Source organism: Streptomyces sp. NPDC012508 (assembly GCF_042902595.1).
GTDB lineage: Bacteria > Actinomycetota > Actinomycetes > Streptomycetales > Streptomycetaceae > Streptomyces.
The window spans coordinates 172,853-184,496 of the sequence record NZ_JBIBEO010000011.1 but is presented as its reverse complement, the minus strand read 5'-3'; the positions used below and the strand labels follow the sequence as shown (position 1 = coordinate 184,496).

Below are 11,644 nucleotides of genomic sequence, written 5' to 3'. Positions count from 1 at the left end.
CTCATGATGGGCCGCACGATCTTCATCGACCCCGGGCGCTGCATCGGCTGCCAGGCGTGTGTCTCGGCCTGCCGCGAGTGCGACTCGCACCGCGGCAAGTCGATGATCCATCTCGACTACCCCGACGAGGGGCACTCCGTCGCCTCCCTTCCCACGGTCTGCATGCACTGCGAGGACCCGGTCGCCCCCTGCGCCGAGGTCTGCCCCGCCGACGCCATCCTCGTCACCGCCGACGGCGTGGTGCAGCAGGCCGACACCACCCGCTGCATCGGCTGCGCCAACTGCGTCAACGCCTGCCCCTTCGGCGTCCCGAAGATCGACCTCCAGGCGAAGCTGCAGATGAAGTGCAACCTCTGCTACGACCGCACCGCCTACGGACTCGCCCCGATGTGCGCCACGGTCTGCCCCACCGGCGCCCTCTTCTACGGAACCCTCGAAGAGCTCCAGGCCGAGCGGCCCGGCGTCCAGGTCGCCGACTCCTTCACCTTCGGCTCGACCACGGTCTCCACCGGAGTGGCGATGGTCGTCCCCGCCGACAAGGTCCAATGGCCGGTCCCCGGCGGGCTCCCCGTCGTCGAGATCAACGGGAAGGCTGTCTGATGAGCGTCACGGAGCAGCCCCCCGCCGACGGCCAGGGCGCGGCCGACGCCGCCCAGGAGGCGCTGCACGACCGCATCGCCGCCGACTCGCTCACCACCCGGCGCGACTACCTCCGGATCGTCGCCACCGTCTCCGGCGGCCTGGCCATCGGAGGCATCGGCGTCGCCTCCGGGATCCTGCACCGCCACGGCGACTCCGACGGGACGCCCGAACCGAAGAAGATCGCCGACCAGCTGCTGCCCGGCGAGTCCCTCGCCTTCCGCTACCCGGAGGAGGCGGACCGCGCGGTCGCGATCCGCATGGAGGACGGCACCCTCGCCGGCTACTCGGCCGTCTGCACCCACCTCGCCTGCGCCGTGCTCTGGCGCAAGGACCGCGGCAGCGAGGGCGAGCTGTACTGCCCCTGCCACGAAGGGATCTTCGACGCCCGTACGGGAGCAGTGACCGCGGGCCCGCCCCCGCGGGCGCTGCCGAAGGTGCTCCTGGTGGAGGAGGCCGACGGCAGTGTCTGGGCCGTCGGCACCACCCGCTCCGGGGAGAGCGTCCAAGAGGGCCTGTGCCGTCAGCTCGGGGCCGACCGCCCGGATCTGGCCGAGCGCCTCGACTGCCCGGGCGCCTCCGCACGCGGCGCCGTCACGAGGAGCGAGCGCACATGACCGACACGCCCTTCCCCCGGGACCCCGAGGTCCCCGGCCGCCCCCCGGGCGCCCCCCACCAGGGCCCCGGCGCCGCGCCCGACCAGCCGCCGCGCCCCGCCTACACCCCCGGGAGCGCGCAGCCCCGGCTGAACCGTCCGGTCCACGAGCGCTATCCGCAGATCCGGCCCACCAGCGGCTACGGCGACCCCCGGGTCCGCCACACCGGCCCGGGCCCGGGCGCCGGTACGGAACAGGAGCCCGAGCGCTCGTCGAAACTGAGCGCCCGCCTGGCCCTGGCCCTCACGGTCCTCATCGGCCAGCTCTGGGGACTGACGATCGTGGTCGACGAGTGGATGGCCGGGGACACCGGCACGGCCTGGTGGGGGGCCGGCTTCCTCGTCCTGTCGTTCCTCGTCGTCCTCGGCCTGTGGCTGCTCGACCCGAAGGACCGCTGACCGGTCGGCCCGAGACCGCCGACCGGGCCGCCGCAGGACCGCCGACCGGGCTGCCGGGAGCGCCGAAATCACAGGGTTCAGGGCCGCGCACCCGGCGTACCCTGGACGTATGAGCACCGCCCCCGCCCACGGCCCGCGAGACCCGGAGCAGCCCGGCAATGAGTCCAACCACGAGAACACCACGAAGCCGAAGCTGATCTTCGACGATCCGCTGGACCAGCAGTCCGCGGACGATACGGACCGCGGGTGGGGCGAGCGGCCTCACGGTGGCAGCGACAGTGCCGCCGATCTTGCGCGCTTCCTCGAAGAGAAGCCGCCGCACCACCTCTGATGCCGGTGCGAGTCGCCGGCTAGGGGGTGGGGTGCGTCCCGGTCCCGGTCGCAGTTCCGGTCCCGGTGCCGCTTCCGCCGGAGCCCGTGCGCGGACCGGAACCGGTTCCTGAACCCGTACCGGAACCGGTTCCTGAACCCGTACCGGTTCCCGTGTCCGTGCCGTCGCCGTTGCCCGAGTCCGGGCCCCGCCCGGCGGCGAGCAGGTCGCGGATCTCCTTCAGGACCTCCAGCTCGCTGATCTCCAGCGTCTCCTGGACGCCCTGCTTCGCCTTGTCGTGGGCGGCCCGCCTGGCCAGGTACTTCGCCATCGGAAGCACCATCAGGAAGTAGACGACGGCCGCAGTGATCAGGAAGCTGAGGACGGCGCTGAGCACCAGGCCCCACATGATCGGGATGCCGAAGACCACGTTCCCCGCGTCGTCGACCACACACGGACCCTTGAGGCAGGAACGGTAGCTCTCCAGGTCCTTCGTGCCGAAGGCGCCGACCAGCGGGTTGATGACACCCTTGACCACCGAGTTCACGATGTTGGTGAACGCGGCACCGATGACCACCGCCACCGCGAGGTCGATCACATTGCCGCGCATGAGGAAGGCCTTGAAGCCTGCCACCACGCCTTCGTTCTTCGGACTCACCCGGGTGCCTTTCGTCGCTCGTGCAAGAAGCTGTGCAAGTAGCGTTGCCATTAGGCCGCGCATGATGCAGATGCGTCCAATCCGTACACACGGAACGGTTACTTGACAGGCAGTCCGTGCGAATCAGCACAATGCCACCGCCAGTTGGGACGTGACACCCGCACCGGCCAGAGCCGCAGCCGTCGGCCGTGGAACGGACAGGACGACCAACGCCCCACCGTCCGGACGAGTCTCACCCATGCGTGGAACGTCGGCCACTCGGGCGCCCCTGGCGACCACGCGCGCCTCACCGCCCCCGCTACCGCCTCCGCCCATCGGCGAGTTGGGCGCGGCGATCACGTCCACCCGGTCACCGGGCCGCAGCAGTCGCACGGCCTCCGCGTCGGCGATCCGCACCGGCGCCGACACCAGCCGCACCACAGGCGGCCGGTGCCGCTCCCGCGCCGCCGTGGGCGGGGGATGGCCGGCGGAGACCTCGCCCCCGCCCGCGACCGCGAACGCGGCCGCGCTCATCGCGAGGATCGCCGCCGGGGTCCGCCGCCGGCGCCGCAGCGCCCGGCGCAGCCGCTGCCGCCCGCCCCGTACCCGCAACGGTTCGAACGGCGGGACCGCGCATGTCGCGGGTACGGGGGAGTGGTCGGCGTACGGAAGGGGGCCCGGGGAAGCTGAGGTCGTCATGGCAGCACCGCCTGTCAGGAAAGGAGTCGTACCGTCCTCCGGCCGTCCGGAGAACCGCACCCACCATCCCGGCTCCGCGAACATCCCGCTGCGGCCTGTGGATCACTCGCCGCTTGTGGACAACTCCCTCACTCCCCGGGGGGATTCACGGAGCCACTACGGAAGCTCGATCCCCAGGTCCCAGCCGTCGTGCGCGTGCGTGCACAGACAGTCCCGGTCCGCAGTGTCCGGCAGCGCGCCGACCGCGTCGAAGAGGACCTCCCGCAGTCGCCCCACGTTCGCGCCGAACACCTTCAGGACCTCCGTGTGCGAGACCCCCTCGCCCGTCTCCGCGCCCGCGTCCAGGTCCGTGACCAGCGCCAGAGAGGTGTAGCAGAGCCCCAGCTCCCGGGCGAGGACCGCCTCCGGGTGCCCGGTCATGCCGACCACCGACCAGCCCGCCGCCGCATGCCAGCGCGACTCCGCGCGGGTGGAGAACCGAGGCCCCTCGACGACGACCATCGTGCCGCCGTCCACGGGCTCCCAGCCCTTCCCCCGGGCCGCCTTCAGCGCCACCCGCCGCCCGTCCGGGCAGTAGGGGTCGGCGAAGGTGGTGTGCACGACGTTCGGCACGGCCCCGCCCCAGGCCTCCGGCAGCGGCTCCCCGTCGAAGTACGTCTGCGCCCGCGCCTTCGTCCGGTCGACCAGCTGGTCCGGTACGACGAGGGTGCCGGGCCCGTACTCCTCCCGCAGACCGCCCACCGCGCACGGTCCGAGCACCTGCCGTACGCCCACCGAGCGCAGCGCCCAGAGGTTGGCGCGGTAGTTGATCCGGTGCGGCGGCAGTGTGTGGCTCCGGCCGTGCCGGGGCAGGAAGGCGACCCGCCGCCCCGCCACCTCGCCGAGGAAGAGGCGGTCGCTGGGGCTGCCGTACGGGGTGTCGACGGACACCTCCGTCACGTCCTCAAGGAAGGAGTAGAAGCCCGAGCCGCCGATCACACCGATGTCCGCAAACGCGTTGGTCGCCATGCCGGTCACATTATCGGCCTGAAGAAACGGCTCATCGGCCCCGGGAACGGCTCATCGGCCCTGGGAACGGCTCATCGGCCCCGGGAACGGCGAAAGCCCCACCGCGCACAGCGGTGGGGCTTCCGTGAGAACCGGGGTCGCGAGACCTGGATCAGGCGGCCGAGCTGGAGCTGCTCGACGCGCTCGACGTCGAGGACGCGGACGAGCTCGACGAAGCGGCCGGCTTCGCGTCCGAGGACGACGAGGAGGTCGACGACGCGGCGGACTTCGACGACGACGACGCGGGGGAGCTGGAGCTCGACGAGCCGCGGCTGTCGTTCCGGTAGAAGCCGGAACCCTTGAAGACGATGCCGACCGCCGAGAACACCTTCTTCAGGCGTCCCTTGCAGCTCGGGCACTCGGTCAGCGCGTCATCGGTGAACTTCTGCACCGCCTCGAGGCCCTCGCCGCACTCGGTGCACTGGTACTGGTAGGTCGGCACTTGTCTTCCTCCTGGCACTCACACTCATCGAGTGCTAACGACGATCCATAGTGACGTATTCCGCGGGATCAGTCCACCGTCACCGGCACTCGGTGACCGATACCACGCGCCGCGACCCGGCCCGACGCCCGGGGGGACAGTCGCGAGCGCAGCGCCAGGAGCGTGGCCAGGGCGAGCGCCGTGCCCACCAGCGGCACCAGGAATCCGGCGCTCGAGCCCTGCTCGTCGGCGAGGCGGCCGGCGACCGTCACGGCCGCCGCCTGCCCCAGCGCCACGGCGCCGGTGAGCCAGGTGAAGGCCTCGGTCCTGGCGGAGGCCGGGACCAGGGTCTCGACGATGGTGTAGCCCGTGATCAGGGCCGGGGCGATGCACAGACCCACGATCAGGCCGAGCGCGCCGAGCAGCAGCACGGACTGCGCCGACCAGAGCAGCGAGGCCGCCACGGTCAGTCCGGCGTAGCCCAGGATCAGACGCTTGCGCGGGCCGATCTTCCAGGCCACCGCGCCGCACGCGATGCCCGCGAGCATGTTGCCCGCGGCGAAGATCCCGTACAGCAGACCGTTGGCGCCGGGGTTGCCGATCTCCTCGGAGAACGCGGTCAGCGAGACCTGCATACCGCCGAAGACCGAGCCGATGCCCAGGAAGGCGATGGCCAGAACCCGTACGCCGGGGATCGACAGGGCGGAGACGCGCGGCCCGCCGGCGGCGGCTGCGATGAGGCCGTGGGCGGGCTGGGTGCTCCGCTGGGCGGCGAAGAACAGACCGCCGAAGAGCGTGAGCGCCGCCTCGGCGATCAGACCGGCCGCCGGGTGCACGCCGGTGCAGAGCGCGGTGGCGAGGACCGGACCGACGACGAAGGTGAACTCGTCCGTGACCGACTCGAAGGCCGCGGCCGTCGGCATCAGCGGGGACTTCTCCAGCTTCGCCGCCCAGCGGGCGCGGACCATCGGCCCGATCTGCGGGACGGAGGCACCGGCCGGTACGGCGGCGAGGAAGAGGGCCCACATCGGGGCGCCCGCCAGGGCGAGCACGACGAGGAGGGAGACCGCGGCGGAGTGGATCAGCACTCCGGGAACCAGGACGGCGCGCTGGCCGAAGCGGTCGGCGAGCTTGCCGCTCTGCGGGGCGAACATCGCCATGGAGACGCCGGTGACGGCGGCGACCGCGCCGGCGCTGCCGTACGAGCCGGTGGTGTGCTGGACGAGCAGGACGATGCCGATCGTCAGCATCGCGAACGGCTGCCGGGCGGCGAAGCCGGGGAGCAGGAACGACAGCGCCCCGGGGGTGCGCAGGAGCTGCCCGTATCCGGCACGCTTGCCGGAGGCCTTCGCGGCCTTCGCGGCCTTGCCCGTCTCACCGGTCTTCCCGGTGGTGCCGGGTACATCGGTCATGTCCGTCTTCGTCACGGACGTGTCAGGCGTGTCAGAAGTGACCGTGGACACCACGGTCCTTGCCTTTCTGCCGCCTGGTAGCGCGCCCGTGCACGGTGGTGCGGGCGCCGCCGAGAGCTGTCCTCATGCGCGGAACTGCGGTAGATACCGGGCCCCACTGCGGAGGGCGTCACGGCCGCCATACGGTCGCGCCAGCTCTGCGTCAGGCAGAGTTGGTTCGATCTAGTGTGCCTTCATGGTACAGGGAAGGGGCGTCTTCCCGCCTGGGAAAACGCCCTTTCGTTCGAAAGTACGCCTGTGATTAATCGGACGTTCGCTTGGTGAAGGGCAGATGCGGCCAGTGCGAGTGCGGGCCCTTGGGCTCCGACACGGCCGTCGCGCCGCCCGTCCCCAGCCAGCCGGCCAGCTTTCCGCCCTGTCCGACGGCCCGGAGCCGCCGCTCGGTGGCGTCCCGCACCGGGTCGGTCGCGACGACGAGGAGTTCGTCGTTGCGCCGCAGCACGGTCGCCGGACCGGGCACGAAGCTCTTGTCCTCCCGTACGACGAGGGTGACCGCGGCCCCGGCCGGGAGGCGCAGCTCCGCGACCTCCACGCCGTGCATCTTCGACCCCTCCGGGATGGCGACGGACAGCAGGTGTCCGCGCAGCCGCTCCAGCGGGGCCGACTCGACGCCCAGGTCGGCGGCCTCGGAGGAGCCGCCCAGCTTCAGCGCCTTGGCCAGCCAGGGCAGCGTCGGGCCCTGGACGAGGGTGTAGACGACGACGAGCACGAAGACGATGTTGAAGACCCGTTCGCTGCCCTCGATCCCGGACACCATCGGGATGGTGGCGAGAATGATGGGGACGGCTCCGCGCAGGCCGGCCCAGGACATCAGGGCCTGTTCCTGCCAGGGGATACGGAACGGCAGCAGGCTGACGAAGACCTCCATGGGCCGCGCCACCACCGTCAGGACCAGGCCGATCACGACTGCGGGCCAGAAGTCGTCGGCCAGTTTGGTCGGGGTGACCAGCAGGCCGAGCAGGACGAACATGCCGATCTGGGCGATCCAGCCGAGCCCCTCGGCGAAGCCGCGGTTGGCGGGGGCGTGCGGCAGCTTCGCGTTGCCGAGGACCATCGCGGCCAGGTAGACGGCGAGGAAGCCCGAGCCGTGGGCCAGCGCGCCCGCCGCGTACGCCGTGACGGCGATGGCCATGACGGCGATCGGGTAGAGGCCGGAGGCGGGCAGGGCGACGTGCCGCAGCCCGAAGGCGCCGAGGAAGCCGACCCCGAGGCCGACGGCGGCGCCGATGGCCAGCTCCAGGAAGATCGTGCCGACGAGGACGTACCAGGAGTCGACCGGGCCGACGGCGGAGAAGGCGACGACGAGGATGACGACCGGGGCGTCGTTGAAGCCGGACTCGGCTTCCAGGACACCGGTCACGCGCGAGGGCAGCGGCACCTTGCGCAGGACGGAGAAGACGGCGGCGGCGTCCGTCGAGGAGACGACCGCGCCGATGATCAGCGCCTGGCGCCAGTCCAGGCCGACCAGATAGTGGGCGGCCGCGGCCGTGATGCCCACGCTCACCGCGACGCCGACGGTCGACAGCACGACCGCCGCGGGCAACGCGGGTTTGATCTCCTTCCACTTGGTGGCCAGGCCACCCTCGGCCAGGATCACCACGAGTGCGGCATAGCCGATCACCTGGGTCAGTTCGGCGTTGTCGAAGGCGACGTTGCCGATCCCGTCCTGCCCGATCGCGACCCCGATCCCGAGATACAGCAGCAGGCTGGGGAGCCCGCTCCGGGACGAGATCCGCACCGCCGCGACAGCGATGAGCAGCACGAGCGAGCAGATGAGCAGGAGTTCATTGAGCTCGTGGACAGTCAGTGGCCGATCCTTCCCCTCGCGTGCGGCCGGATCGTTCCTCCAGCAGCCGGTACTTCGTTACCTTACCTAATCTTTAACGCTTTCTTGACGCGTTCCTTGCTTGTCCTCGATCGCCAGTGCGATCTTGGGTGGCCCTCTTGGTGACACCGCGTCCGGGCCGTCCGGAGGCTGCGCCTAAGGTTGCTCCCGTACTCCAGGACCACCCTGCCCCTCGAAGGACAGCGATGCCCTCCAACACGACCGCGCCTCCCGCCAAGAAGAAGGGGCGACGCGCCCGCCTGATCGTCCTCGTCCTGGTCCTCGCACTGGTCGCGGGCGTCGGCTTCGGCGGGTACTGGGGCGTCAGCACCGTCCGTGCCTCGTTCCCTCAGACGACGGGCGAACTCCGGCTCGACGGCCTCTCCGGCGAGGTCGAGGTCAAGCGCGACGCCTACGGGGTGCCGCAGATCTACGCCGACACCGAGGCCGACCTCTTCCGCGCGCAGGGCTACGTCCAGGCGCAGGACCGCTTCTACGAGATGGACGTCCGCCGTCATATGACGGCAGGCCGCCTCTCCGAGATGTTCGGCAAGAGCCAGGTCGACACCGACGCCTTCCTGCGCACCCTGGGCTGGCGCGAGGTCGCGCAGGACGAGTACGACAAGGTCCTGTCGGCGGAGACGAAGAAGAACCTCCGGGCCTACGCCGAGGGCGTCAACGCCTACCTCAAGGGCAAGGAGTCCGCCGACATCTCCGTCGAGTACGCGGCGCTCGCCTTCTCCAACGACTACGCGATCGAGCCGTGGACCCCGGTGGACTCGGTGGCCTGGCTCAAGGCCATGGCCTGGGACCTGCGCGGCAACATGCAGGACGAGATCGACCGCTCCCTGATGACGAGCCGGCTGAGCGAGCAGCAGATCAAGGACCTCTACCCGGGGTACCCGTACGAGCTGCACCAGCCGATCGTGCAGAACGGCGCGGTGGACAAGGCGACCGACGCGTTCGACCCGAAGGCCAAGGCGAAGAAGAACGACGACGGCAGCGGGACCACGCCGGGCGGCGCCCTGGAGGGCATGCAGTCGCAGCTCGGCGCGCTCTCCGACTCCCTCGACGACATCCCCGCGCTGCTCGGCCCCAACGGCAACGGAATCGGCTCGAACTCGTGGGTCGTCTCCGGGGAGTACACGACCTCCGGCAAGCCGCTCCTCGCCAACGACCCGCACCTCGCCCCGATGCTGCCGTCGCTCTGGTACCAGATGGGTCTGCACTGCCGCTCCGTCTCGGCGACCTGCCGTTACGACGTCGCCGGCTACACCTTCTCCGGCATGCCGGGCGTGATCATCGGCCACAACGACAACATCGCCTGGGGCTTCACCAACCTGGGCGCCGACGTCACCGACCTGTACCTGGAGAAGGTCGGGGACGACGGCTACGTGGTGGACGGCAGGACCAAGGAGTTCACGACCCGCGAGGAGACCATCAAGATCGCTGGAGGCGGCAGCCGGAAGATCACGGTCCGCTCGACCGAGCACGGCCCGCTGGTCTCCGACCGCTCCTCCGAGCTGGAGAAGGTCGGCCAGAAGGCGCCCGTCGGCAACGTCGCCCCGGACCGTGGCACCGGCTACGGGGTCTCCCTCCAGTGGACCGCCCTGCAGCCCGGCAAGTCCATGGACGCGGTCTTCAGGCTCAACCGCGCGAAGAACTTCAAGGAGTTCCGCGCCGCCGCCGAGGACTTCACCGTCCCCTCCCAGAACCTGATCTACGCCGACGCCGAGAACATCGGCTACCAGGCGCCGGGCAAGATCCCGCGGCGCGCCAAGGGCGACGGCACCGTGCCGGCGCCCGGCTGGGACTCCTCGTACCGCTGGAAGGGCTACATCCCGTACGACGAGCTGCCGTACGAGCAGAACCCCGACCGCGGCTACATCGTCACCGCCAACCAGGCCGTCGTCGACGCCGACAAGTACCCCTACCTCCTGACGGAGGACTGGGGCTACGGCTCGCGCAGCCAGCGGATAAACGACCTCATCGAGTCGAAGATCAAGGACGGCGGGAAGATCTCGCCGGACGACATGCGGACCATGCAGATGGACAACCGCAGCGAGATCGCGACCCTGCTCAACCCGCTCCTGCTGAAGATCGACATCTCGGACCCGTACGTCCGCGAGGCGCAGAAGCTGCTCGAGGGCTGGGACTACACCCAGGAGCCCGACTCGGCCGCCGCCGCGTACTTCAACGCGGTCTGGCGCAACGTCCTCAAGCTCGCCTTCGGCGACAAGCTGCCCAAGGAGCTGCGGGCCGAGGGCGACTGCATCAGCGTCCGCCCGGCCGACTCCACCGGCCTCCCGGTCGACGAGCAGAACAAGCGCGTACGGGAGTGCGGCGAGCGCGACGGGGACACGGCGCAGCCGGACGGCGGCGACCGCTGGTACGAGGTGGTCCGCCCGCTGCTCAAGCAGGAGAACAGCGCGTGGTGGAAGACCGAGGCCAACCGCACGGACCAGGCCACCGAGAACCGTGACCAGCTGCTCGCCCGCGCCATGGAGGACGCCCGCTGGGAGCTGACCGCCAAGCTCGGCAAGGACGTCTCCACCTGGAGCTGGGGCCGGCTGCACCAGCTGACCCTGCAGAACCAGACGCTCGGCACCGCGGGACCCGGATTCGTCCAGTCCATGCTCAACCGCGGCCCGTGGAACCTGGGCGGCGGAGAGGCGGCGGTGAACGCGACCGGCTGGAACGCGGCGGGCGGCTACGAGGTCGTCTGGGTGCCGTCGATGCGGATGGTCGTGAACGTCGGCGACTGGGACCGCTCCCGCTGGATCAACCTGTCGGGCGCCTCCGGTCACGCGTACCACGACCACTACACCGACCAGACCGACAAGTGGGTCAAGGGCGAGCTGCTCGACTGGTCCTTCGGCAAGGCGGCGGTCGACGCCTCGACGAAGGACACGCTGCTCCTCAAGCCGTAGAAGGCTCCTGAGGGTGCTCGAAGCGCCTGACCCCCTCCGGGGTCACCACCGCGTGCACGGGGTGGTCGTGCGGTTCCTCCGGGACCCGCGCGACCACCTCGTTCGCGTAGAGGAGCACCACGAGCGCCGGGTCGGCGCCCGCCCGCGCGAGCCGGGCGAGGACGCGGTCGTACGAGCCGCCGCCCCGGCCGAGCCGCATCCCGCGGCCGTCGACCGCGAGGCCGGGCAGCAGGACCACGTCCGCCGCGCACACGGCATCGGGGCCGAGCCGCGGACCGGTCGGCTCCAGGAGGCCGCGGCCGGCCTTCGCCAGACGCTCCGCACCCTCGTACGCGGCCCAGTCGAGATCGTTGTCGGGCAGCAGTACGGGGAGCAGGACACGGGCGCCGTTCGCGCGCAGGGCGTCCAGCAACGCGCGCGTGCCCGGCTCGCGGCCCACCGACACGTAGGCGGCGACGGTCGAGGCCTCCGCCAGCTCGGCGAGGTCCCGCGCACCCCGCGCGAGCCGCTCTCCCGCGGCTTCGACATCATGGCTGGTCAGCCGGGCGCGAGCGGCGAGGAGTTGGCGACGCAACGCGGCCTTGTCGTCGGACATGTCTGCCGTCATCGG

12 protein-coding genes are annotated in these 11,644 nt (G+C 71.0%); 5 read left to right on the top strand and 7 right to left on the bottom strand.

Features of this window, described 5'->3' with window-relative positions; translation table 11 throughout:
- Window positions 1-3: 3 nt before the first annotated feature.
- The 4 genes from ACFY8U_RS32905 (at window position 4) to ACFY8U_RS32890 (ending at window position 2,024) form a co-directional block, all read left to right on the top strand.
- Complete coding sequence (locus ACFY8U_RS32905; RefSeq protein ID WP_361671807.1) at window positions 4-600, top strand: 4Fe-4S dicluster domain-containing protein; 597 nt, start codon at window positions 4-6, stop codon at window positions 598-600.
- On the top strand, window positions 600-1,256 hold the full coding sequence (locus ACFY8U_RS32900) for a Rieske (2Fe-2S) protein (RefSeq protein WP_389575845.1): 657 nt from the start codon (window positions 600-602) through the stop codon (window positions 1,254-1,256). The genes ACFY8U_RS32905 and ACFY8U_RS32900 overlap by 1 nt, the downstream gene beginning before the upstream one ends.
- The gene (locus ACFY8U_RS32895; RefSeq protein ID WP_389575844.1) at window positions 1,253-1,693 is read left to right on the top strand and encodes a hypothetical protein; all 441 of its coding nucleotides are present in this window, start codon (window positions 1,253-1,255) and stop codon (window positions 1,691-1,693) included. The genes ACFY8U_RS32900 and ACFY8U_RS32895 overlap by 4 nt, the downstream gene beginning before the upstream one ends.
- Window positions 1,694-1,802: 109 nt before the next feature.
- Window positions 1,803-2,024: a hypothetical protein gene (locus tag ACFY8U_RS32890; protein ID WP_389575843.1), complete on the top strand. Its 222-nt coding sequence runs from the start codon at window positions 1,803-1,805 to the stop codon at window positions 2,022-2,024.
- A 19-nt stretch (window positions 2,025-2,043) separates the two neighbouring features.
- Here the strand turns inward: ACFY8U_RS32890 and mscL are convergent, their stop codons facing one another.
- The 6 genes from mscL to ACFY8U_RS32860 all read right to left on the bottom strand — a co-directional run bounded on the left by mscL (window position 2,044) and on the right by ACFY8U_RS32860 (window position 8,041).
- Window positions 2,044-2,661 (bottom strand): large conductance mechanosensitive channel protein MscL, encoded by a 618-nt coding sequence (gene mscL / locus ACFY8U_RS32885; RefSeq protein ID WP_389575842.1) that lies wholly within the window; start codon window positions 2,659-2,661, stop codon window positions 2,044-2,046.
- A 123-nt stretch (window positions 2,662-2,784) separates the two neighbouring features.
- Entirely contained in the window at window positions 2,785-3,339 is a 555-nt protein-coding gene (locus tag ACFY8U_RS32880) for a hypothetical protein (protein ID WP_389575841.1), read from the bottom strand.
- 156 nt (window positions 3,340-3,495) lie between these two features.
- Complete coding sequence (locus ACFY8U_RS32875; RefSeq protein ID WP_389575840.1) at window positions 3,496-4,347, bottom strand: S-methyl-5'-thioadenosine phosphorylase; 852 nt, start codon at window positions 4,345-4,347, stop codon at window positions 3,496-3,498.
- 151 nt (window positions 4,348-4,498) lie between these two features.
- Entirely contained in the window at window positions 4,499-4,828 is a 330-nt protein-coding gene (locus ACFY8U_RS32870) for an FmdB family zinc ribbon protein (RefSeq protein WP_389575839.1), read from the bottom strand.
- Between the two features lie 68 nt (window positions 4,829-4,896).
- Complete coding sequence (locus tag ACFY8U_RS32865; protein WP_389575838.1) at window positions 4,897-6,219, bottom strand: MFS transporter; 1,323 nt, start codon at window positions 6,217-6,219, stop codon at window positions 4,897-4,899.
- Between the two features lie 301 nt (window positions 6,220-6,520).
- On the bottom strand, window positions 6,521-8,041 hold the full coding sequence (locus ACFY8U_RS32860; protein WP_389575837.1) for a potassium/proton antiporter: 1,521 nt from the start codon (window positions 8,039-8,041) through the stop codon (window positions 6,521-6,523).
- Window positions 8,042-8,310: 269 nt separating this feature from the next.
- Between ACFY8U_RS32860 and ACFY8U_RS32855 the strand changes: the two genes are divergently transcribed.
- Window positions 8,311-11,034 (top strand): penicillin acylase family protein, encoded by a 2,724-nt coding sequence (locus ACFY8U_RS32855; RefSeq protein WP_389575836.1) that lies wholly within the window; start codon window positions 8,311-8,313, stop codon window positions 11,032-11,034.
- Here ACFY8U_RS32855 and ACFY8U_RS32850 read toward each other — a convergent pair.
- Window positions 11,024-11,641: a 5-formyltetrahydrofolate cyclo-ligase gene (locus ACFY8U_RS32850; protein WP_389575835.1), complete on the bottom strand. Its 618-nt coding sequence runs from the start codon at window positions 11,639-11,641 to the stop codon at window positions 11,024-11,026. The two genes, ACFY8U_RS32855 and ACFY8U_RS32850, sit on opposite strands and share 11 nt — an antisense overlap.
- Window positions 11,642-11,644 lie beyond the last annotated feature (3 nt).